This is a genomic window from Metasolibacillus sp. FSL K6-0083 (assembly GCF_038630865.1).
GTDB lineage: Bacteria > Bacillota > Bacilli > Bacillales_A > Planococcaceae > Metasolibacillus > Metasolibacillus fluoroglycofenilyticus.
On sequence record NZ_CP152046.1, the window covers coordinates 3496440 to 3520748 of the forward strand.

Sequence of the window (24309 nt, forward strand, 5' to 3'; positions counted from 1 at the left end):
ATGCTTTGTCATGCACATCAATTTTATTTGCGTCCTTTTTTAATTAAAAGTGCAGCAGCACCTGCTAATAAAGTTATTACAGGACCGCTTCCTTTTTTTAGTCCATCACCCATGCAATCACTACAATAAACACCGAATTTAATTAAACTAGAACACTCCTTATTTTTGCATTTAGTGAAAGTGTTATTACATTCTGAACAAGTGAGCTGGTTTTTTCCATTGCGTTCAAATAACGTGATTTTTTTGCAATGTTTACATTTAAATTCCGTCATGTATTATTCCTCCAATAATGTATTGGGATTGATTGTATATTCTATACTCGTATTACTAATCTGATTTTGTAATTTTAGTTGCGTTTGATGAAATCTATCAAATTGGGTTTCTAGATTATTTAGGTTATCAATAAACCCTAAAGGCAATCTTTTCTCACTTAAAATTGAGTTAATATTTGATATGTCGATTTGATCAAGGTTCAATATATTAAAAAGATACCGTAATTTATTTGAAATCTTTAAATTATATTCTTTTTGTTTTGATTGAGCTAAGTCATAATACTTATTGGCATGTTTTGTTTCTGAGATAACTTGGTAGCAGGAGCCAATAAGGAGTAGAGATTGAATATACAAATCTAATAAAAATGTTGTTGAGTGAATTAGTGTATTAATATCGCTTATATACTTTTGGTTGTATTCATTTTTAGTTTTGTTTTTGAAATTAAGAATTTTAAAACTTTCAATTATATCTGCGCCAAAACTTCTTTTAATATCTTTTAACAAAATTTCCTCAATACTTTCTTCAAAGAAATGTGAGAGTTTAATTAAATCTTTAATACTATCATTAATTCTGTTATAAGCATGAGCACTTGGAAGAGACTCTATAGCGTCATTTATTGTATCGTTTAATCCTCTAAGCTCAGTTATCTTTTCTCGCCATAAAAAATTAGATATATTATTAACTGTTTCTTGGATTGCATCTAATTTTTTTGAGATTTCGGCCATTTGAATTTGGCCAGCCACACTAACTATACTAGATGAAACTTTACTTAATACTTGAGACGTATCTTTTTTTAAATACTTATCCAAGTCAACTTTTTCTAACTTCGCTTTCCCTACAAATTGTCCATTTTTAACATTACGAATTTCTAAAGCCCCTTCGGATATTGAATAAGTCCCATCAGCTACATTTTTAGTGAGTTCAGGGTTAATTGTGATTTTCCACAATTCGCCTATCTCAGGAGATGTGGAGGAGCTAAATTTAGTTTTTACTATTTCACTAATTGTTTCGATAAATTGTGAAGGTAATTCAAATTTAGAATTATGATGGGGGTTGTTGCTATTTCCCAAATTTATTACAACTTTATTATCAGGTAGTAAAAGTGGATTGTCTTCCATAAGTTTCACTCCAATTAAAATGGTACTGTCAATATTATTGTGTAAATGACTTTTCAACTTCTCAAGGTAGATGATCACCTTCGTATTCAAATAGATTTGTTCGAAGTTTGGATTTGGGTGTCTAGGAAAGGGCTAGCCCTTTCCTAGACACCCAAATTTCGCGCTGGCACGTCCCGGTTAGTTTGTCGGTTCATGCAGCTGTTCAAACATTTCTTCTAGCTTGGCACGGGCCTGATTAAAGCCGATGTGGCAGCGTGTGGCGAAACGTTGATTGTAGTCCTCGAACTGCGTCACTAAAAAGCGTTCCAGTGATTCTTCATTCGGGAACTGTTCCTTGCGCTTTGTATATTTTTTGATTTGCTTATTGAACGACTCAATTAAATTGGTCGAGTAGATGCTTCGCCAAATTGCTTTTGGAAACTGATAAAACGTGAGTAAATACGGATTATCAAGTAAGCTCTGTGTAACTTTTTTATACGATTTGCTCCATTTCTCGCAGAACTGCCCAAGTGCTAGCGCAGCTGCTTCGGCGTCCTTGGCCTGGTGAATCGTTTTAAAATCTTCGCAGACTTCCTTGCGATCCTCTACGCGTACTTTATGCATGATATTGCGACCGACATGAACTAAACAGACTTGATATTTTGCCTTTGGAAACACATTGAAAACAGCGTCAGCCATGCCTTTTAAGCCGTCTGATACGAATAATAAGACGTCTTCTACACCACGGTCTTTCAGCTCTTCTAGTAGCTCTTGCCAGTTGTAAGCAGACTCGGTTGGGGCAATCGTGTAAGCGAGTACCTCTTTAGAGCCGTCTTCGCGAATACCAACAGCGATATAGACGGCTTCTTTAGACACCGTATCACGACGTACGGCAATATACGTCGCATCTAAATACACGCATACGTAACGATTATGCAACGAACGGTTGTTAAATGCATCGACTGTTTCTGAAACCGCTTTTGTCATATTCGAAATCGTTTGAGGCGTATAGTGATGGCCATACATTTTTTCGATTAACTGGGCAATTTCAGCCATCGTAATGCCTTTTTTAAACAGGTGAATCACCGTATCTTCAAGCGTATCATTCGAACGCTTATACGGAGCCACGGTCTGTTGTTTGAACTCACCATTGCGATCACGTGGAATTTGAATGGCTAAATCGCCGTACTCTGTGTGAAGCGTACGCGAATAAGACCCATTGCGTGAGTTGCCTGAATTAAAGCCCATACGGTCATATTTTTCATAATCTAGAAATTCCGTTAACTCTGTCACAAGTAGCGAGTTGATCGCCATTTCCAAGTGCGAACGAAAAACCTCGGTAATATCTTGTTTTTTTACTAGTGCATCGATAATTTCTGTTGTAAACTGATTCATAGGGAAGACCTCTTTTCTAGGATTGGTTGTGGTGACTTAATTCTACCAAGAAAAGGTCTTCCTTTTTACATGGAATTTTTCATTTACACAAAATATTTTATACTCTCATTAAAATTTTAGAAGGGCTTATTTTGATTATAGTATATTGAATAACAAATAATGAAATAAATATAATTGAAGAGTTTGAATATATTAAATTTGATTTTAGTGAAAAAAATCAATTTATTTACATAAAAATAGGGATATCATATCTAAGTTTATAATTTTTTGATTATTATTTGAATTTTCGTGAAAATTATCGTATATTCATATCAGTAACACATCAAACTCCATTTTCGGAGTCAACTGAAATATCTCTAGTAGAAGATTCAGTCAAAAAATGAAATCGGGTGATATTGTTTGATCTTAAACAATAGTCATGCGTGATAGCCGGGATATTCCATGGTGGAAAGACTCGGTAAAAATGATGAGGATTCTGGGGAAGACCAGAGCAATTTCAAAAGTACAAAAGCTTACTAGTGGCGACTAGTGCGTAAAAATTGAATAGATATGCCTCTCTTTTGTGATGCAAAAGTTAGGTGGATTAAAAGCTCAACGGTAAGACCAATTATGGTCGGTGTCGTTGAGCTTTTTTGTGTATAAATCGGTAAGGGACAGCTGGAGAATCCGACCAGCGCGTCAGAAGGACCCCTTAGCGATTTTTTAATTGGAGGATGCATCATTGCTCTGCCTCTCGCAAAAGTGAGCAGCTTAATTGAAACGTAAAACATGCACTACCTTAAAAGAATGTGTTCGCAAAAACCAACCATGAAAGGAGGTGAGAACATGAACAGAAAAGTACGTTCAGGCAAGAAAACGATTGTATTTCAGGTCAAAGTGGCGCTCGATTCTATTGATTATATTGGTCAGTCCAAGCGCGCATTTCGCAGCCAAGGCATTAAAGGCATCCACTCGTACAAGCAAAAGAAAAATACGTTTAGTGATTGCCAAAACTTTGTGAAGTGGGTGCGACAGCATTATCAAATTACAGCTTTGCAACAGCTTTCCCCCGAACATTATCATGCCTACTTTGCCTTCATGCAGGAAAAGGGCTGCGGGGAAGGGCATATGTCGAATGTTGAGACGTCCCTCCGACTGCTGCAAGTGGCAATGGAAAATCAGTGGAACGTAACATTTTGTCCAGAGAAGCGATTATTCTCGGGTCAGTCAAAATTGCAGATCCGCAATCGCTCGTATACGGATAAAGAAATCGAATTGATCGAAGAAAATTGCTCGGAGGATGTTCGAAAAGCGGTGCAATTGATGAGCAATTTAGGCTTACGTTTAAAAGAAGTCGTCAACCTTCGCGGCAAGCATTTTACGAAAAAGAACGGTGAATATTATTTAGAAATTACCGATGGGGCAGGCGTGACAAAAGGTGGACGTTTCAGAAAAATCATAGTGCAGCCGCAGTTCAAAGAAGCACTACAAAATGATTTATTTTGGCTTGGCAAAGATGAATATTTAGTTGCTGTAACAGCAAATACCGTAAGCAGTGGTGTTCGTCGAGCTTGCTTAAAAGCTGGCATTCATCAAGATGGTCGTGGCTGTCATGGCTTCCGTCACAGTTATGCAAGACGAAGATTCCAAGAGCTCGCTAATGCTGAGCAGAAAGATATGATGGCGCGCATTTTAGAGAACCGCTTAAAAAATCGTAAGGCGGATTACGGGATCATAAGTGCTACGCAAAAACAGTTGTATAAAGAAACGGTGGTAGTGATGAATCAAGTGCATAGTGAGTTAGGGCACGGAGAGAATCGTTGGGCATTAGCGTTAGTGTATTTACAAGATTAAGAGAAGGAGTGAATACTATGCCAAGAAATATCGATGATTTACAGGAAGAATACGAGCGCTATACAGCATTAGCCAAGCAGCACTTTGAAGTAGCCGATTTTTATTTAAGCATTGTGCGAGATCAGTTACATCAGATGAATGAGTATTTCGATGGACTAGATTCAGCGTTTACGATTCAAGATATATTCAATAACATCAACAATCACTTACTTGAAACGCAAAAATATATGCAGGATGCTACAAATAATATGAGGATAGAATTTTTGGAACAAGAGGATGATGACGAAGAATAAATAACAATCCACCTAATTTAAAAATGGAGGTCATACAATGAACGCACAACAAAACGTAGTTTATGTGGATGCAGATAAGCTTTTCGAAATGCTGGAAAGAACGCGCCTTATCCAATTCCACATCGCTAACATGAAGCGACAAATGGAGCAGGGAGTGTTTATGTATATTGATACGAACGAAGAAACTGTGTTGTATTACTCGAATAATGAGCTAGAAGAATTAGCGGTAGGAATGAATTTATTGATGGAGCAGATGGTTTGTGGAGAGAAGGTTAATTAAGAAATGATCGCCCCTTGCAAATTAATGAAGGGGCGATATTTTTAATAATGAACTGATATATTTTGTTAATAAATGTAATTTGCTATTATTGAAGTAAAAGCAGTTTGAGGAGCGATGATGTTGGATCATTTAAATATATTTAACTCATATAAAAATAAAGAAAATAATCATGAGGACGAGTTAACAAGAATATTTTTGACATTAGTTAAAAATATTCCGGCGGTACAAATGTTATTTTTTGAATTAATACGAAAAGAGCTTTCTGATTTACCGAGTGATGAACAAATTCCTTCAATTTCTTTAGGTGAACTAGTGGTACAGACCGTGCATACCCAGGTGGGTAATTCAAATGCAATGTTTTCAGAATTAGAGGATTATAAAGTCATATCTGTTATTATTTCTGATGATCGTTTGGATGAAACCAGTATGATTAACAATTCTGAACGCATTGCAAGGTATGATGGCGTGATTTTCGCAAATCCAGGCTTGCTGTTTATTATTGAAAATAAACCGTTACGTTATAATATTTGGTTAGACCAATTGAATCCTTCATTAAAGGAAGGAGCTCAAATTATTAAACAACCATGTGCTCTTTCATGGCGTGATGTAATAGAACGTTTGAATACGCTTATTATTAATGGAATACTTACAGGTCTTGAACTTCAATTAGTTGAAGATTTTTTAGAATTTGTAGATGAAGAATTTTCGTATATTAATCCTTATACGCAATTTGGTGTATGTAAAGGAAATAGCTATTTATTAAATAAGAGATGTGTGGATTTATTAAATCAATTCATTATCGATGGCGAACAAGCAGAAGTAAATTATCATCGTGGTTGGAAACATTATGCAAACAGTAATCGCAAAACGGTGAAGCAAATTGCAATGGATGCGCAAGTGGATGGAGAGGATTGGAAAGTTACTCTTTTCCTTTATGCAGGTGACACGATGGCTTCAGCTAAATATACGTTTAGTCAACTAAAATATGAAAAATTAATGAAACTCAAAGGTCATGGATTTTCATTATGGCCCAATTTCCACCTTTCGTTTCGTTCAAGTAATTTATTTTGGGCAAATGGCAAGATAACATTTGAAGCGTATGTAGATTACTGGTTAAAAAATGCATCAAATCTTAAGCAGATAAAGCGAGATCAATTTAATGAACATTTTTCAGAGTTTGAAAAAGTAGGGTTAACTTCAGAAGAAGACCGAAGCATCATGAAAGAAAAATTATTAGATAAGAATTATCAAACATTAAATATTTGCCCAGGTATGGGGATTACATATACTTGGTCTAGTAAAGATACTATAGAATTAGATAAACGCCAGCAGTTCTTACCTGATTTAAAAGAAAAAATTAGATTAGCATTCGAAGCGTTAGGTGACGATATAGATTTAAGATAAAAATGAATTTCAAATTATAAGAGGTTTGCTTAACATCAAGTTAAACAAACTCTTTGTACGTTAATTTGCTCTCCTCAGAATAATCCAGATCAATCTTCTTCAATTATTAACCGTTACTTGAGAGAGTAGGACAAGCTTATAACGATCAAGCGTACAACGGGTCATTTATCGAACTGTTTAAGACCTTTAATCAGTTGACGCGCAAGGATCAAAATTATATTCGTTCAGAGCTTTATATTATTGAAGAAGCGGCAAATGTTAGTCTGGTAATTGTATTAGGCAATGAAAATCTGTATAACGAATTAGTTCAGCATGAGCAATTTGTGGTGCATGTAGCATGTACGCAAGTAGAGAAAAAGCATTTTAGTCAGCTTGTACAAGTGTTCGAATTTACATTAGCAGATACTTTAGCGGAAACAGTAATTATCGAAAAGGAAAGCTACCCAGCTGAGCAAGCACAGTTAGTCCTAGAAATTTTGAACGTTTAAATGAGGAGTTAGAGGAAGAGGAAAAATATAATCTTCAGCAAAAGCTTCAACGATTTGGCGGCATGAAAAACTCACGCAAAAAATTTTTACGATAAAGGACGTAAAAAAAAGAATTTATCGCTTTAGCGAAAAGGTAGAAATTCCGTATTTTGTTGAACTTGCACATGTACTGTATGTGCAACAGAAGAGCCCTGTATACGTGCCATTAAAATTAGCCAGGAAATTCAGTTTAATATTCAAAAATTTACCAACAAAGAATTTGCAAGCATTGTAAAAGCGACGGTTGATAAAAAGTGAAAAGAAGAATTGATCGCGGTTATTTACCAGCAGCCAGTAACGCCAATGCAAAGCGATTTTACAAAGTTTAGTACTGATTTTGAAGAACAAGAGAATGAGCGCGGCATACAGGCTGTTGAACGCGAAACATGATCGACAACCAAAAAAACATGAACATTCATCTGCTTCAGGCAGCGTGAAAGAAAACATTACACAACCGGAGAGTGCGTATTAAAACTAAGGATGCTTATTTTGAAACGCACCACATTGCGGTTTTATACTTGGAGGGTGAGCTTATATTTAACAGGCGATCATTTCAAGTATTTTGCGTTGTTGGTGGAATAAATAATGTAGGATTCAAAAAGATTTATAGCTGTAAAATCCCCCTCTGGTTGTTGAGAGGGATTTTTTTATGAAGAAAAGTATCTGTTTAGTAATGAAATGCGCACACCACTTTCAAAAAAACTGTTAAACAGTTGGCTAATTAAAATTGCGTTTGTAGAAGGTTTGTTTTGAACGCTATAGATTGGTTTTCTACACGACATTGCTTTTAAAATAGTTGAGCAGTATTTTTATGTGTAAAATATAGGAAATGTGAGAATTTTACTATATATACAGATAGTAATCAGCTAAAATAAAGTTATGATACTTAAATATTAATTAAATTCAAAGAACTAATATTAAAAAAATTCTTAGAAAAAATAATGAGGGAGAGTATAAAATATTTTGTGTAAATGAAAAATTCCATGTAAAAAGGAAGACCTTTTCTTGGTAGAATTAAGTCACCACAACCAATCCTAGAAAAGAGGTCTTCCCTATGAATCAGTTTACAACAGAAATTATCGATGCACTAGTAAAAAAACAAGATATTACCGAGGTTTTTCGTTCGCACTTGGAAATGGCGATCAACTCGCTACTTGTGACAGAGTTAACGGAATTTCTAGATTATGAAAAATATGACCGTATGGGCTTTAATTCAGGCAACTCACGCAATGGGTCTTATTCGCGTACGCTTCACACAGAGTACGGCGATTTAGCCATTCAAATTCCACGTGATCGCAATGGTGAGTTCAAACAACAGACCGTGGCTCCGTATAAGCGTTCGAATGATACGCTTGAAGATACGGTGATTCACCTGTTTAAAAAAGGCATTACGATGGCTGAAATTGCCCAGTTAATCGAAAAAATGTATGGCCATCACTATACGCCTCAAACGATTTCGAATATGACAAAAGCGGTTTCAGAAACAGTCGATGCATTTAACAACCGTTCGTTGCATAATCGTTACGTATGCGTGTATTTAGATGCGACGTATATTGCCGTACGTCGTGATACGGTGTCTAAAGAAGCCGTCTATATCGCTGTTGGTATTCGCGAAGACGGCTCTAAAGAGGTACTCGCTTACACGATTGCCCCAACCGAGTCTGCTTACAACTGGCAAGAGCTACTAGAAGAGCTGAAAGACCGTGGTGTAGAAGACGTCTTATTATTCGTATCAGACGGCTTAAAAGGCATGGCTGACGCTGTTTTCAATGTGTTTCCAAAGGCAAAATATCAAGTCTGTTTAGTTCATGTCGGTCGCAATATCATGCATAAAGTACGCGTAGAGGATCGCAAGGAAGTCTGCGAAGATTTTAAAACGATTCACCAGGCCAAGGACGCCGAAGCAGCTGCGCTAGCACTTGGGCAGTTCTGCGAGAAATGGAGCAAATCGTATAAAAAAGTTACACAGAGCTTACTTGATAATCCGTATTTACTCACGTTTTATCAGTTTCCAAAAGCAATTTGGCGAAGCATCTACTCGACCAATTTAATTGAGTCGTTCAATAAGCAAATCAAAAAATATACAAAGCGCAAGGAACAGTTCCCGAATGAAGAATCACTGGAACGCTTTTTAGTGACGCAGTTCGAGGACTACAATCAACGTTTCGCCACACGCTGCCACATCGGCTTTAATCAGGCCCGTGCCAAGCTAGAAGAAATGTTTGAACAGCTGCATGAACCGACAAACTAACCGGGACGTGCCAGCGCGAAATTTGGGTGTCTAGGAAAGGGCTAGCCCTTTCCTAGACACCCAAATCCAAACTTCGAACAAATCTATTTGAATACGAAGGTGATCATCTACCTTGAGAAGTTGAAAAGTCATTTACACAATAATATTGACAGTACCTAATGAGGTGAAAAAAGTGCATATAAATTATATTAAATATTTGCAGTCTTTAAATAACGCTAATAGTTCTAATGATAACGCTATTGCTGAGTCTCAATTTACTAATCCTTTTTATGAAAAAATTAGAGTTGAAAGTAATGTAGGTAATTACTTAGTAGAAAAAATTAAAGCGAGTCCGACGTTTGTGTTTTTAACAGGACATGCAGGTGATGGGAAAACTAGCTTACTACATCAGGTGTTACGTCAATTTGAAGCTATTAAGCCTGGACAAATATTAAAAGAAGAGGACTTAGTTAACACAAATTACTTAGATAATAGTATCTATTATATAAAAGATATGAGTGAGTTGAATTGTGAGAAGCAAGTTGAAAGTATCAAAAAAGGTTTTGAGAATAAAGGAAATGGGGGCTCTAGTATTATTGTATCTAATACAGGTACATTAATTGATGCATTAAAAAATTACTTTAAGGGTTCGCGATATTCTAATAATGAAATTGAAATGGATATTCTAAAATTGATGGATGAGAATTCATTTAATGAAGGGATTGTTGGAGACCAATCTATTTTAGTAATCAATTTAGCATTATTAGATAATACAGAGATTGTTTCGCAATTAATAGATAATATCCTTCAAGAAGATTTGTGGTCAGGCGTGGAAGAATGCTGTTTAAACGATTTTTGCCCAATTTATAATAACTATCAAATCTTAAAAATTCATCAAGAGAAGTTTAAGAAGATGGCTATTAGTTATTATAAATGGTTAGCGGAAAATGATAAACGTTTAACAATACGCCAAATTTTATCGCATTTATCATTTGCGATTACAGGAAATGTACAGTGTGACAAAATTAACGTAATTTCTAAACAAAGAGTTTTAGCAGAATACCATATTAGTAATTTATTCTTTGGCTATGTAGGTACTAAAAAAGATAAAAATGCTCAAAAAATCAAATCGATTGTAGAAATACAAAATTTGAATTTAGATGAAAAACGCCTACCGTTTGATCAAGAATTATTTGTTAAAGAAAATTTTTCGGTATTAGTACCAGAGATTCAAAATGTTGCTAAAGTAATGTGGACAAACTATACGAAAAGTTTATTATCGGATGTTTCGAATTCTTTATATAACGAAAAAGCTATGACTGTACGTAGAGCTATTAGAAGGATGCAGATTTTATTTTCAAACTCAAATGAAAAACAAGATGAATTATTATTGAGCTCAATGTATTCACCTATTTACCCAAAGTATATTAGTTATACTAAAGACGACTTAAGAGGTAGATCGAAGCGACAGTTAAAGGAAATGATTTTTAAAGCTTTACAAATTGTTATTTCTGGAGATAGCGACCCTACATTAGGTAGTTCGGTATTATATTTACCTTTAAAAAGAAGTGGACTAAATAATCAAAATGTATATTTATTAGTTGGTAAGGTTGATTACGAAGATTTTGAAATTGTAACGGAACCTGTGGATAATATAATTTCTAACGAACCAAAATATAAGATGTATTTGAAGTTTAATCGGATTGATGATAAGCAACTCATTACTTTACCTTTACTAGAGTATTTTTATCATATAGCTAACGGGTCATTATCAACAAAACTCAATCCTGTCTTATCCCACGGTATTAATAAATTAAAATCTCAACTTTATAACCAATATAAATATAATGATGGTGAAGATATGATTAAAGTGTTGATTAAAACATTGACTGGACCGAGAATTATAGATATTGAAGTCGATACGGATAGCAATAAATTATATTTTAAATAGGAGGTTAACTATGACATTAGAATATTTCCCGAAATTTCAAGATTATAAAATTACTGATCATAATCCTCAAATCCAGGTTTATGGTCATCGTTTATATAAAGATCAAACATTATATGAGTTTTTATTAGAGTTTTTACTTGTTTTTATGTCTCCTAAGAGTGAAGGGAAAGTCAGAGATTATTCTATTATTAAAGATTCAGGATATTATTTTGATGCAATAGAAGATGAATCTAAACAGTTACATTATTATCCGTCACCAAGAATGGGGTTAAAGCGTTTTATTTTCTTTAATCGTAGTGATATTGAAAAACGCTTCGAAGCGGATAGACAAGCTTTAGAATTGCATAGAGAACATTTGAAGCAATCAATTAAAGTAGAATCTTCAAACTATGATGAAGATTTTGCATTAGATGTTATTCAGGATTTATTTTATGGATATAATGCGATCTTGGGGAAACGATCATGGTTTGCTCAATCATTGTTATCTTTAGCTCCAGAGATTATATTTTCAGAATCTATTGGAAATAAGAAAAAACGTACAGAAGGTTTAGATTATACAAGTGATAACTGGCTAGAAGTCGATAGAAAGTTTGAATTTAATCAACATATGTTCATGGCCCGAGGGGGAGAAGTATATTATTTACATGTGCTGCAAGGGTTAAATAAAATTGATGAAACCTATAGAGATGAGATTTCAATAAAACTAAAAGAAATGATTACTTCGATTCCACAATTGAGCATATTAGCACAGTTTATTCAAGGTGAATGGGAAGATGTTGTAAATCCTAGTGGTGATTTTGTTGAGAATTTTCATTTTATCGAAAAAAATCTACAGGCGATACCAAAAGAATACGAAAATGTAGCACCATTTACGGTAATAGAATTAAAGAATTTATTAAATAGTCAGCTAGATGCTTTTGAGAAAGTTGAATTATTAGGGATGCTTGTAGCGATTCAAATAATTCGTATGATGACTCATCGCTCACAGATGATTTTAAATTTACCAAATAAACAAGCGTGGCTATTGGATTTAACGAAAAATCCACAAGGAGCAATACGAAAGCAAGCTGTTTCAAGTTATGAACAATTAGAGGAAAATGTGTTTAGAGCAATTTTCACTAAATACGATGAAGACACAGCTCAAGCTAACACAATCACTAACGCAGCTAAAGATACAAGTTTATTAGTTAGAAAATTAGCAAAAGATATTGGTTTAGTTATTCCACCTAAAGGTGCAAATATGCGTATGTCATTAAATGAAAATTTAGTAAAGGTTTTAGTGTTAAGCTTAATTAAACCTGGCGAAAGATTATTGTTTACAACATTTTTAGAAAAATGTTACGAACATTTTAATATTATTATTGGGCCTAAAGAGGCAGAAAAACACTTTGAAGAAATTTCGTATTTAAATGACTTTAATGAAAATGAACAAAATTTCTTAGAGCTGTTAAGTAATTGTGGTTTTTTAAAGAACCTATCGGACGCGACATCAATTGTTGAAAATCCATTCAAAGGGTGAAGATAATGAAGACATATATAAAAAAATTAAGCAATTTAATTCAATTAAATATAGAAAACAATCAAGAAGCTTCTTTTATTCGTTTAGATTATTTTAATCATCCAAGCATCTATTTAGAAGTTGCAAAAATATTAAAATCAAAATATACCGAATTAGAAATTCAACTTTCGGAGGAAAAGTTCGAATTATGGAAAGAAGAATTTCCTGCTGAAATGGATGAAATGAAACGTTTAGGTTTTGTAAGTTTAAATCAGCGTTTCACGAAATTAAGAAATGAATTTGGCGAATCAAAAAAATCGGTGGTTCTCTTAGCTACTGAGAGTGTACAAGACACGGGCGGCTTAGCAGACTTCTACTCTATTACACCAGAAGATATGAATGTAAAGTTCAATAAAAGATATGCAGAGTTCTTTCCAACTTTAGACATTGATGATGAGCGTTCTGTAAATATTATTAATAACTTATTTGTGAATATCTTTAGGCATGTGCCAGTGGATTTATTAGTAGTTAGTAAAATCGCGGACGATGTTGAAAATAATGAATTATATGAAATAGAACAAATTGCGAAATATATTTTAGGAAATCTATGGACATACTTTAATATGCCGAATATTTTAACGGTTACTAAAGCGATGTTAACTGAATTATCTAAAGGGAAAGCGTTAAAAATACTAGATAGTGGTGTGAAATTCATTAAGCGTGATGCTTATAAAAGCGGGTTAAGTAAAAGTTTACATCAAAAACTGGTTGATAAGTTTGATAAATTTAAGTCGGATCCAGATAAAGAAGAAAAGTATCTAGAGTATTTACCTACAATTGAGTCGACATTCGGTTCATATGATAAGTATTGCAATGATATTATAGATTTTGCACGTGGTGAAAGTTTAGAGGTTTTAAGGCCTAAATTAGCGCAATTCGATCAGTCTATTACTGTTGATATTTTAGGAATTAAAATTACTAATACACCACCTCGAAAAGAAAAAGTTAAAAAGGTATATGGAGATCCGTTACAAGCATATTCACATATGCTAATAGATTTAATGGTTCATTTTCCAGAAATTAGCGTTACAGACTCGGTAACTATAAAAGTATTAAAAGTATACTTAGCTGAAGGATTATTACCAGAAGATCAGGAGAATCGCTGGAACGAACTTTGTATTGCGGTTGGTGGGTTAGTAAATTATCTAAATGTTGAAACACAAAATCTTTTTGAATTAAATTATGAAGATAATATCGATCCTTTCGAAGAAAAAGATATTGCGAAAGCTAACTTAGAATTTAGTAAAACAACTAATTCGATTTCTAAAATTCATTTTAAATTCTCGAATTCAGCTTATGAAGAATCTATAGAATTCGATTGGTTATTTAACCCATATGATTATTGGTTACAATCATTTAACTTAATGACTTACTTTAAAGAACAACTAGATGAGCAAGATAGTATGAAGTTACCTATTTTTACATGTAAAAATATTGGTAATCTTTTAACGAGCACTGACATCTCGTCGTTCCATTATCAACTAAACAACACTGAAGTTTTATTACAGGATACGCTTCCAATTTTTAAAAAGACTGCAGGTTCTAATACTGATGATCCTAGAGTTGTGACTAAACTATATAAGTTAATTGAGCCGTTTATGAAATTTGTAATGATTGTAAGTGATAAAGGGATTTACCATTCGATGAACATCCTAGAATCAAAGAAGGCTATAGAATTTGTAAATAGCTACACAGAAGTTTTAACGGAATTATGGAAATCATATGGTTCTTACCCTAATTATGAAAAAGAGCATTTTAAACTTGTTTCTAATTTATTTACGATTGTTGAAGAAGATACGTTCAATTGCTTATGTAAAAAATTAAGTGGAGCAATTATACCTCCATTCCACCCAGCTATGCTTGAAAAATTTGAAGCACAGCAAGCATATATAAGACATGGATTATATATTGTGTTAGATGAAATTGTGAATAGTGAAGATGATGAGGATGTGCGTACGTATCTTGATCAGTTTAATCGCTATAAAGATAAATCAGCTATTTTATCAGGTGTTGATACATTAATGACTGATGAAAACATACATCATGCAGCCTCACATGTATTAGGTTATTATGCTATACATGGTTATTCTAAGAAGTCACAGATCATTGACAGTTCGTTTTTAGTAGCAGTCGACGCTGAAGATGACCAAGAAGATAAGAAAGAATACGAAGCGAATTCATCGAAAGCAATAATAATTGATTCGCATATTAAAGAATATATTAAAACATTCCCATCGAGCGTTGATTCACTTTCATTATGTTTTGTTAATTTTGAGCACTTATATCCTTTAATTGAAGGGGTTAAAGGTTATATTAAAGAACAACAAAAACAAATAGATAAAACTACACTAAGTATTGATATTTTATCGACAAGTGTAAACTATAAAGCTCAAAATTATATGAAGCTCTGGTTAGATGAAACATTTAGTGTAGATGATAATGTCGATTTAAATTTACATTTTAATACGTATAAAACAACTGAAATTGAACGACTTAAGGATTTATTAGAATACAAAGATTTTGATTTAGTATTTGTTGATAGTCTTTTAGAAACATCTAGTATTAAGTATCAAATTAACAAAGGGAAGAAGATTGCTCCTTCAGAAATGAAGTATCCAATGGTATTTAATCCGATTCCAGCTCCAAATGATGAAAATGAACGCCGTGTCTCTATTAGTCAAATGCAATTTGAAGCTTCTTTTGCACACTCACAATTAGTATTTTGGGCGGAACATGATTATGCAAAAGAGAATGAAATGTATCGAGTTGAAAAAGTACTAAAAGTTGTTAACGGTTTAAACGATGTTTTAAAAGTTTTACATGAAAAAGCTCGATGGGTTGTCAGCATTGACACAGGTCTAGATAAAAAGATTTTTGATACTGAGAATATTATTAGTTTCTCTACTGGTGAAGGTATATATGGAGAGCTAAATGTTGCTATTTCAGCTTCAAAGGATATGAAGCAAGATATTAAAGTTCGACTTGAAAATCGACTTAGAAAACTATTTCCTTCATGGCTCCCTGATATGTATTCTAGAGCTGCTGAATATTGCTTGAATGATTCAACAGTATTGGATGGTATTAAAGTACTTAAAGCTTTAAATCCTTATGACTATGAAATTCATAGTTATTTAGCTACGTTATTAGCTGTGAAATCTTTAGAAATTGAAAAGATTAATGAAAAGACATTATTAAAAACGTTTATCTCCTTAGATTCATACGGACATTGGTTTAATGAAGAATCTAATCGACCAGATTTATTGGAGTTAGAAGTCGTAGCTTCAGAAGATGAAGACTTATTGATTAAAGCCAACTTAGTTGAATGTAAAATGGGGAAAGAAAATGTAGTGCATGTTGATAAGGGACTACAACAATTAGAAATAGGACATAAATTCTTATCAGAGAAATTCTCTAAAGATTCTACTGAACATGACCGAAGATATTGGTTTGCTCAATTATACAGATTACTAGCGTTTTCACCGTTATTTATAACTCAAGATCATAATAGCCGTGAAAAACTAAATAGTGATTTGATGAAAATACTTAATGGTGAATTCAATATTGAATGGGAGACAACGCTGTTAACGTATTGGTTAGATCATAATGCTGAGGAAAAGGAAGTACAAATTCATAATTTGAATAATATAGATGTCTATCATCGAACTTATGGACAACTATATATCCAAAAGCAATTGTTACCTGAGGAGCAGCGTGCAGCGATTGCATTCGAAAATGTATTAAGCGAAGAATTTAATAACTTTGTTGATGATGAAATTTCATTTAAAGAATTTATGGAAAATAAAGCTAAAGAAATTTCTGAAGATGAAGAAGTTGATGTATTTGGTGAAATAGAGGACGGGATACCTGAAGATTCTAGTTCCCCTAAACAAATCAAACAAAAAGATTCAAATAATGATTCTTTAAATAAGAGTGATTCTCAAGAAGATGGACATGAACAGCATCCTAATAATGAAGATAAAATAGAGGATTCTACTAAGAATTCAGATGTTTCTAATGAGAAAACAAATGATTCCGATAGTGAAGGAACTGAAATAATAGAAGATCCTCCTACTTCGAAAAAAGATGATGGTTCTAAAATATCTTTAGAAGAAGTACGTGTACTTTTAGGGATAGAGCATCGAACTAATAAGAAGATTTATTGGGAGTATGGCCATCCTAAGTTGGAAAACAGACACTTATTAATAACAGGGACATCAGGTGTAGGTAAAACCTACTTTATGCAATGTTTGTTATTAGAACTTGCGAATAAAGGGATTTCGACTTTGATTTTTGATTACACAGATGGCTTCAAAAAAAGCCAATTAAATGAAGATTTCAAAGCTGCACTAGGAGAAAGGATAATTCAATTTAACGTCCAACGATCAGGCTTCCCGATTAATCCGTTTAAGCGCAATATGAAAGAATTTGATGAAGATGAGTATGATCTAGAGTCTGAAATTGATGTAGCTGAACGAATTTCAGGGATTTTCTACTCAGTGTACAAAAAGAATGGTATTGGCGACCAACAAAAAAATGCAATTTATCGAGCTACATTAAATGGTTTAAATAAATATGGAGATCATATGAATTTAGATTATTTAAGAACAGAGTTAGAAACATTAGATAAAACTAGTGCTAAAACGGTATTATCAAAAATTGAGCCATTAATTGATCGTAAGCCGTTTGTTATTGAGAATATGTTCGATTGGGGTCAGTTAACTAAATCTGAACAAGGTAAAGTATATATTGTCCAATTAACTGGCTTTGATCGATTCACACAAGTGTTATTAACGGAATTCATTTTATGGGATATTTGGAGTTACAATTTATCACATGGTAACGTAGAAACGCCATTCCCAGTAATTCTTGATGAAGCACAAAACTTAGACCAATCTGAAACATCTCCAAGCGCACGAATCTTAACTGAGGGGCGTAAATTTGGCTGGTCAGGTTTATTTGCTACACAAACTTTACAACCACCAATTACAAAAGATGCTATTACACGGTTCCAAAATGCTAGTCAAAAAGTTCATTTCTTACCACCGGAAGGTGATAACAGAAATATTGCAAGCTTCCTAAGTACAGAGGTTGATGAGCAACGTAATTGGGCAGGTAAGTTATCCAAGCTAGGAAAAGGTGAATGTGTAGTTGTCGGTGCAGATCGATTACAAGATGGCAGCTTAAGTACCAAAAATAAGCATATAATTACAGTTACACCGCTAAATGAAAGGAAATAGCAATGCAAATTCAAATACAAGTACAACCTTATTATTTAGATTTTCATATGAAATTCACACCAGAACGAGAGTATATTAGCCGTATTTTATCATTTGCAAATAAGAATTCGGGTTCTTATACGAAAGAAGAAATATCAGAACAAACAGCAATACCAACTGGTAAAGTTTCAGGTAAAGTAGAGCCGCATATTTATTATGCGGCTGCTATGGGCCTTGTTACATTTGAAAAAGGTGCTGGTAAATACAAAATAGAATTAACTAAGTTGGGGGAGATAGTATTACTAGAAGATCCATATCTACTTGAAAATGTTAGCCAATTGTTACTGCATGGTTTACTTGTCGATAGTAGTTCTCCTGCTACTTTATGGTCTTATATGTTTAATGAATTTTTCCCTAAAGTTAATGAGAGTTTCACACACGACCAAGTTACGAAGGCAGTAGAAAGAAATTTTGAAAAGAAAGTAAATATGTCTCCTTTTAGAACGTGTTATACGAGTGAACTTTCTTTTGAAAGTTTAAATTTATTAGAGATTGAAGATAACTCATATAGTATTAAGCCTCACCGTATGAAAAAAGAGTTTTTATATGTATATGCTTATTTACTTCTAAATAAATGGGAACAATTATTAGGGGAACGTACCGAATTAACTATTGATGAAGTGATAAGTACATTACATTTTGGAAAAGCGTTAGTTTGGGATGAAAAACAAGTAAGAGATGCTTTAGATATTATGCAAGATAAAGGTATAGTTAAATTAAATGCACAATTGTCTCCTATTACAATTATCAAAAACCAGAATGCGAATTATTGTGTAAATAAACTATTTTCATTACTTATTTAAAAGAGTAATTGGAAGGAGAAATTATGTTTAAGTTTGAAGATCTATTAAGGTTTAAAAAAGAGTTATATTTCAACGGGGCAGTGCAAGTAGACTGGTTTTATAATGATATAAAACAATATGATGTAGCAAAAAGTTTTGTTTTTCATGGACCAGAGTATTTCGGTGTATCTTCTAGTGAAATAACAGTTAAAAGCCATAAATTACTTGATACAGCAACGTTTATGAATGTTTTAATGGATAAAGTATATGGTGAAAGTCCACTTTCAAATTTCTTCTTAACAATTGCACCGTATGGTACAGGTAAATCACATTTATCTGTGACTATGGCAAGTTTTTTAAGTGGTAATAAGAAAGCTCAACAAGTAGTTTTAAAAAACTTACAATCAGTGGATAAGAATATTGCTAATCAAGTTGCTAAACATGAATTGAAACCAAATTTAGTTTTAATGTTAAACGGTATGCGCGATTTCAACTTAAACTATGAAATTTTAAATGCGACTCAAAAAACTTTAGATGCATATAATATTGATTCGGAATTTTTAAAAGAACTAACAAAATCTTATGATATCGCAAAAGTTTTTGTTGAAAATACGTATGATAATTACCAAAATCAATACGAAAGTTTCGCTTCAGAATTAACGAATTCAAATGCTAAATTAAATTTAAAACAGTATTTAATTGAGAATATTTTGGCGGACACGGAAGTATTTGAAATTATCAACAAAGTTTATAAAGAAATTAATGGTACGTATATTCGTTGGGATGAAGGCGTTTCCGCTGGGGACGTTCTAGAGAAAATTGCAGATAAACTTTGTGGAGATCGAGAACAGTTTAATAAAATTATTATATTCTTTGACGAATTTGGGCGTTATATTGAATTTGCTTCAAACAATCCAACAAAAGCATCTGATGCTGCGTTACAACAAATTTACGAAGCAGTTCAAAATGCAGATGATAAAATAGTCTTCTTAGGATTTATCCAATCGGATTTAAAATCGTATTTAACACGTGTAGATCGTACAGCAAACATTAATCGATATGTAGGTCGCTATGAATCCAGCGAGAAGATGCACTTGTCATCAAATTTAGAAACCATTTTTGCTAACTTAATCGAACGTAAAGATCAAGTAGCATTCAAAAATTATGTAATTAATAAGATTGAAAAGAATAGCGATGAGTGGGAAAAGTTCCATAAGAAAATCACTAAATGGATTCCAGATGTCGGTAATTCTAGTGTTTGGAGTAATTATACTCATTTTAGAAAGGTTATTTTAGAAGGAATATATCCACTACACCCATTAACATCATGGATTTTATCGAATTTATCTTCATGGTTACAACAACGTTCAACTCTAACATTTTTAGAAACAATGATTAATGCGCTGGCTGATCAACAAATAAGTGAATTTGGAGATTTAACTTTAGTTCCAGCAACTCGAATTATACGTTCTGAGTTTTTCAATGAATTATTAGCTGCAGAACAAGAAGGGCGTAAACAAAGTGAATATTGTATTTTATATAATCAAATTTTGACTAAGCATGGTGATAAATTTGATGAACGCACTTTGGAGACGTTAGCAGCAATTTTAATTAGTCGTATTGGAAGATTTAAAACTCAAAATAAAAACGAAACAATAGAATTACTATCATATATTTGTAATTCGACTTCAAAAGAAGTTAGTGCGGCAATAACTTTATTAGAAGATGATTATGGCGTTATATCTTATGATGAAGTAGCCAATGTATATGATTTTATTGCAGATTCAATTGGGGTTAATGATTTTAAAATTTTATTAAGAAAGAAAAAAAGAAATTTTGAAATTGATATGTCTTCAGTGTTTGATGTAGGTTTGAATGAAGAATTAGGATTAGGAGACATAGAGCCTGCTTTTGGCAAGGAAAATTATATCAGCACACGTGAATGGAAGTTTACTCAGACAATAATGCACGTAAATGATATTAATATACGAACATTGTCAAACATGAAAATGAAGTACTTGGAAGCACTTGAACCAGATAAATCTAAAGGACAAATTCTTTGGGTTTATGTACCGAGTGGATATTACTTAAATAAGCTTTCTGCTATTCAGATGTTATTAAAAGCAGAAAAATTCGATTCGCTACCAATTGCATTTTTCATATTAGATGATAAAGAAAATCGCTTCTCTGAAGCAGTTCTAGATTATCGTATTTCTCAAAGTTTTAATGCTCAAGAAACAGAAAAATACAGAAGGTTTATTACGGATTATCAATTCAAAGCGCAGTCGGTATTAGAGGATGTTTATAGAGATTTAGCATCAGAGCGATTATTACTTACAAGCGATTCATTCGAAAAAATTAATCAACGACTTATAGCGTTTACACAACAAATTTTTGAAAAGCTTTATACAAGAGTAATCCCATTCCCTTATACAGAATTCTCGAACAACACTCTTACGAAAGCAAAAAAAGGTTTATCACGTATTAGCCGCATCATTTTATCGAATGTCATTTACCAGTCAATTCACGCTGAAAGTAGTGATATTAAAGGCCGCATTGAATCGGTGTTATATGAAAAATCAGTACAATCATGGGCTGTTTTGAATGAAGATTACAATTTAATTGCTCCGAGAAATCCAAAAGTCCAATCAATATTTACTGAATGGGATCAAATTTTGGAGAAAGAAGGAAAAATTGATATTCAGAAGATGTTCGATGTGTACCAAAAAGTTCCATACGGAATTAATGATTACGCTTTATCATTGTTAGTTGCCGTTTATTTAGCTTCACGTCGTGAAGAAACTAAGACACAATTAAATGATACACGTATTCGTTTAGATGAGTGGACTGCACAAGTGTTCACTGATAAAACGGTTAGTTTAAAAGTCATGTTTGATACTACTGTTGTGCAAGTGAAGCCAGAGGAATCAGCAAATAAGTATTTAAACTTGTATAAAAAGGTTGTTCAAAATACAGATATAAATATAGCAAAGAAGCTCTACGATGAGTACAACGATTTAAGAGTTGAAGAAGATATTCCAACTGAGTTAGAAGACAAAGTCACGAATATGGAGATGATTCTTAAAGAGGGTAATAAGTATTATGACCAAACTCTACGTGTTTTTGGTGAGCTTAAACAAAAATTATCTGATCAAAGAACAAAAACGGATGATTTAGGATTAGTCTTCGATATTCTAGATAAGACTAAAGAGATTCAAAATTATATTGGTGAATCTGATAAATACATTTATAATTTCGAACAATTGGAAGAAGCGAGAAGAATAGAAAGTGCAGCTGAAGAGTATTTTGAAAAAACTTTCCCGCTGTTCTTAAAAGGATTAAAATGTCAATCTCGCTCTCAAGCAACAGCTTTTGAAAAATGGGTTAAACGTTTGATTGAACGTTTAAATAATTATGGATATAAAACAGAAGCGCAACAGTTAATTACAAAATTAGAACAAGTTTTAGATAATCTAGATCCAATTCAAGATAAGGTAAATGATTATACTTCTAAAAACATTCCGAAACCATATTATGGTTACGCAAAATTAATGGAAATTCAAGAAGAAGGAGAAAAGTTAATCCCTCAGATTGGTAGAAGTAAATTACAACCTAAAGAAAAAGACAAGTGTGAATTGGAAGTCAATAAAATAATTGAAGCTTCTAAAAGTGCCCTTAAATTATTGAATGACGAAGTTGGAGATATTTATGATGCGATTTACGATATTCAAACTTTAAACCAGTGTCAGAACTTCTTCCAAAAAGTTAAATCAGTTTTAAATAAAGATATTAATCCTATGGATAGAGAAGGAATAGAAGAAGCTGCTAATCATTTACAGAACTTCTTAAATGATGTTCAAGCTATCCAAGCTATTCAAGATAATCGTTTCGAATTAGAACGAGAGTTTGATGTACTTTCTCGTCGGTGGAATGAAATAGAATCCGAGGTAGAATTCATTGTAATTCTTGAAAACTATCAGCAGGAAGTCCTAGAGAAACTTGATTTAAAAGAGGAAGACTGGTTAAAACAATATTTGGCTGAAAAAGAAGTGATTTCTCAATGGTCAACTGAAGAATGCATGAATTGGTTAAATAAAGTAAAAACAGCACCAAATTATTTAACTGAAAAATCAATTGAAAGGTTATCGAATACTAATAATCTCGTGCAAGAGCGTTTGAAGAGCCTAAATGTCGAGGCAGTAATCAGTCTATTTAGTAACTTAACTCAAGAAGAAAAAGAAATAGCATTAGCTAAAATGAAGGAACTAGCATAATAAAGGGGTAGGGCAACCTACCCTTTTTATTGTGTCTTATAAATTGCGGGTACTCTTTATTGTATATAATCTGAAAGTTATGTTTTTGAAAAGTATAAATTTTAACAAAAAATAAGGATTTTTAAAGGTTTCTTTAGCGAATGTATATTCGCAAAATGCAACTTTACTTGTTATAATAGATTACTGGAGAGTCCCTCCAGTAAGAATTTTTAATAGATATATTTAATATTTTCATTTCTGGTCAACATAACCAGAAAAAAGTGAGGTAAAATAAATGGCTTATGGGAGACATGAAAGTTTCTATTTGAGGAACAAATGGATAAGTAAAGGATTAAAGCATGTGAATAACATGCCTACTTTCTTTTATGAAAAAGACAATTTTGAAAAAATTGGTTTAGGGAAAAACATGGTCAGATCTTTAAGGTTTTGGTTAATGGCTCTTAATTTAATATATGAAGATAATAAAACTCATAAATTAACACCATTAGGTGAAGTGATTTTTGAAAAAGACAGACTGTTAGAAAAACAATCTACCAAAGCTATTTTACATTCTGAATTGTTGAATAATTTAGGCGATACAGCTACAGTTTTTAATTGGTTCTTTGTTGATTTTAAAGAAACGATTATTACAAAAGTAGAGTTAAAGACTATTTTCAAAGCTTGGGTAGAGATTAGGGAGCCTAAAGCAGTATCTGATAAGTCCCTTGATAGAGATATTGATGTATTAATTCAGCTGTATACAAAAGAAGCTGACGAAAATGATCCTGAGGATTCCATATTTAGTCCGTTTACATCATTACAGCTTATAAAAGAAGAACGTATGGGGAATTCGAGTGATGTAATTCGAAAAAGCGCAATTAAATATGATAAAGAAGATTTAGTAGCTTTCTACTACACATTAATAAAATACGCAAATAAAGAAAAAGTAGAATTCATTCAATTAGATGAAATTTTGGAACATTCAGAGTTATGGGGGAAAACCTTTAACATTTCTAAAAATGAGGCGATTGATATTTTAAATAAATTAACTTTAGATCGAGATTATCCATTAGAATATGTGCGCACAAATAATTTAGATAATGTTAAAGTTCCACAAATAGAAGCATTAGAATTTTTGAAAGTTAAGCTATAAAATA

General features: G+C 32.9%; 16 protein-coding genes. 13 read left to right on the forward strand and 3 right to left on the reverse strand.

Annotated elements, in window-relative coordinates:
* Nucleotides 1-23: 23 nt before the first annotated feature.
* From MHB51_RS16425 to MHB51_RS16435, 3 genes are all read right to left on the reverse strand, one after another.
* On the reverse strand, nt 24-272 hold the full coding sequence (locus tag MHB51_RS16425) for a hypothetical protein (RefSeq protein ID WP_342558605.1): 249 nt from the start codon (nt 270-272) through the stop codon (nt 24-26).
* Between the two features lie 3 nt (nt 273-275).
* Complete coding sequence (locus MHB51_RS16430) at nt 276-1391, reverse strand: hypothetical protein (protein WP_342558606.1); 1116 nt, start codon at nt 1389-1391, stop codon at nt 276-278.
* Nucleotides 1392-1568: 177 nt separating this feature from the next.
* The gene (locus MHB51_RS16435; protein WP_342558243.1) at nt 1569-2765 is read right to left on the reverse strand and encodes an IS256 family transposase; all 1197 of its coding nucleotides are present in this window, start codon (nt 2763-2765) and stop codon (nt 1569-1571) included.
* An 825-nt stretch (nt 2766-3590) separates the two neighbouring features.
* On the opposite strand from MHB51_RS16435, the gene MHB51_RS16440 reads away from it, so the two are divergent.
* The 13 genes from MHB51_RS16440 (at nt 3591) to MHB51_RS16500 (ending at nt 24305) form a co-directional block, all read left to right on the forward strand.
* Nucleotides 3591-4598 (forward strand): site-specific integrase, encoded by a 1008-nt coding sequence (locus MHB51_RS16440; protein ID WP_342558607.1) that lies wholly within the window; start codon nt 3591-3593, stop codon nt 4596-4598.
* A 17-nt stretch (nt 4599-4615) separates the two neighbouring features.
* Nucleotides 4616-4891: a hypothetical protein gene (locus MHB51_RS16445; protein ID WP_342558608.1), complete on the forward strand. Its 276-nt coding sequence runs from the start codon at nt 4616-4618 to the stop codon at nt 4889-4891.
* 37 nt (nt 4892-4928) lie between these two features.
* Complete coding sequence (locus MHB51_RS16450) at nt 4929-5171, forward strand: hypothetical protein (RefSeq protein ID WP_342558609.1); 243 nt, start codon at nt 4929-4931, stop codon at nt 5169-5171.
* A gap of 114 nt (nt 5172-5285) precedes the next feature.
* Nucleotides 5286-6575 (forward strand): hypothetical protein, encoded by a 1290-nt coding sequence (locus MHB51_RS16455; RefSeq protein WP_342558610.1) that lies wholly within the window; start codon nt 5286-5288, stop codon nt 6573-6575.
* Between the two features lie 194 nt (nt 6576-6769).
* Nucleotides 6770-7063, forward strand: coding sequence for a hypothetical protein (locus MHB51_RS16460; protein ID WP_342558611.1), 294 nt, complete (start codon nt 6770-6772; stop codon nt 7061-7063).
* Nucleotides 7064-7369: 306 nt separating this feature from the next.
* Entirely contained in the window at nt 7370-7492 is a 123-nt protein-coding gene (locus MHB51_RS16465; RefSeq protein WP_342558612.1) for a hypothetical protein, read from the forward strand.
* A gap of 664 nt (nt 7493-8156) precedes the next feature.
* The gene (locus tag MHB51_RS16470) at nt 8157-9353 is read left to right on the forward strand and encodes an IS256 family transposase (RefSeq protein ID WP_342558243.1); all 1197 of its coding nucleotides are present in this window, start codon (nt 8157-8159) and stop codon (nt 9351-9353) included.
* A 145-nt stretch (nt 9354-9498) separates the two neighbouring features.
* Entirely contained in the window at nt 9499-11283 is a 1785-nt protein-coding gene (locus MHB51_RS16475; RefSeq protein ID WP_342558613.1) for a hypothetical protein, read from the forward strand.
* Nucleotides 11284-11293: 10 nt separating this feature from the next.
* Complete coding sequence (locus tag MHB51_RS16480) at nt 11294-12802, forward strand: hypothetical protein (RefSeq protein WP_342558614.1); 1509 nt, start codon at nt 11294-11296, stop codon at nt 12800-12802.
* Between the two features lie 5 nt (nt 12803-12807).
* Nucleotides 12808-18078 (forward strand): DUF87 domain-containing protein, encoded by a 5271-nt coding sequence (locus MHB51_RS16485; RefSeq protein WP_342558615.1) that lies wholly within the window; start codon nt 12808-12810, stop codon nt 18076-18078.
* A 2-nt stretch (nt 18079-18080) separates the two neighbouring features.
* Nucleotides 18081-18920, forward strand: coding sequence for a DUF4007 family protein (locus tag MHB51_RS16490; RefSeq protein ID WP_342558616.1), 840 nt, complete (start codon nt 18081-18083; stop codon nt 18918-18920).
* A 23-nt stretch (nt 18921-18943) separates the two neighbouring features.
* On the forward strand, nt 18944-23173 hold the full coding sequence (locus tag MHB51_RS16495; protein ID WP_342558617.1) for a hypothetical protein: 4230 nt from the start codon (nt 18944-18946) through the stop codon (nt 23171-23173).
* A gap of 274 nt (nt 23174-23447) precedes the next feature.
* On the forward strand, nt 23448-24305 hold the full coding sequence (locus tag MHB51_RS16500) for a DUF4007 family protein (RefSeq protein ID WP_342558618.1): 858 nt from the start codon (nt 23448-23450) through the stop codon (nt 24303-24305).
* The last annotated feature ends 4 nt before the right edge of the window (nt 24306-24309 follow it).

Excerpts from the sequence above, each read along its gene's own strand:
- MHB51_RS16495 (WP_342558617.1), top strand. The coding sequence starts at position 18,944 with ATGTTTAAGTTTGAAGATCTATTAAGGTTTAAAAAAGAGTTATATTTC.
- MHB51_RS16485 (WP_342558615.1), top strand. The coding sequence starts at position 12,808 with ATGAAGACATATATAAAAAAATTAAGCAATTTAATTCAATTAAATATA.
- MHB51_RS16490 (WP_342558616.1), top strand. The coding sequence starts at position 18,081 with ATGCAAATTCAAATACAAGTACAACCTTATTATTTAGATTTTCATATG.
- MHB51_RS16500 (WP_342558618.1), top strand. The coding sequence starts at position 23,448 with ATGGCTTATGGGAGACATGAAAGTTTCTATTTGAGGAACAAATGGATA.
- MHB51_RS16480 (WP_342558614.1), top strand. The coding sequence starts at position 11,294 with ATGACATTAGAATATTTCCCGAAATTTCAAGATTATAAAATTACTGAT.
- MHB51_RS16425 (WP_342558605.1), bottom strand. The coding sequence starts at position 272 with ATGACGGAATTTAAATGTAAACATTGCAAAAAAATCACGTTATTTGAA.
- MHB51_RS16440 (WP_342558607.1), top strand. The coding sequence starts at position 3,591 with ATGAACAGAAAAGTACGTTCAGGCAAGAAAACGATTGTATTTCAGGTC.
- MHB51_RS16455 (WP_342558610.1), top strand. The coding sequence starts at position 5,286 with ATGATGTTGGATCATTTAAATATATTTAACTCATATAAAAATAAAGAA.
- MHB51_RS16430 (WP_342558606.1), bottom strand. The coding sequence starts at position 1,391 with ATGGAAGACAATCCACTTTTACTACCTGATAATAAAGTTGTAATAAAT.
- MHB51_RS16450 (WP_342558609.1), top strand. The coding sequence starts at position 4,929 with ATGAACGCACAACAAAACGTAGTTTATGTGGATGCAGATAAGCTTTTC.
- MHB51_RS16470 (WP_342558243.1), top strand. The coding sequence starts at position 8,157 with ATGAATCAGTTTACAACAGAAATTATCGATGCACTAGTAAAAAAACAA.
- MHB51_RS16435 (WP_342558243.1), bottom strand. The coding sequence starts at position 2,765 with ATGAATCAGTTTACAACAGAAATTATCGATGCACTAGTAAAAAAACAA.
- MHB51_RS16445 (WP_342558608.1), top strand. The coding sequence starts at position 4,616 with ATGCCAAGAAATATCGATGATTTACAGGAAGAATACGAGCGCTATACA.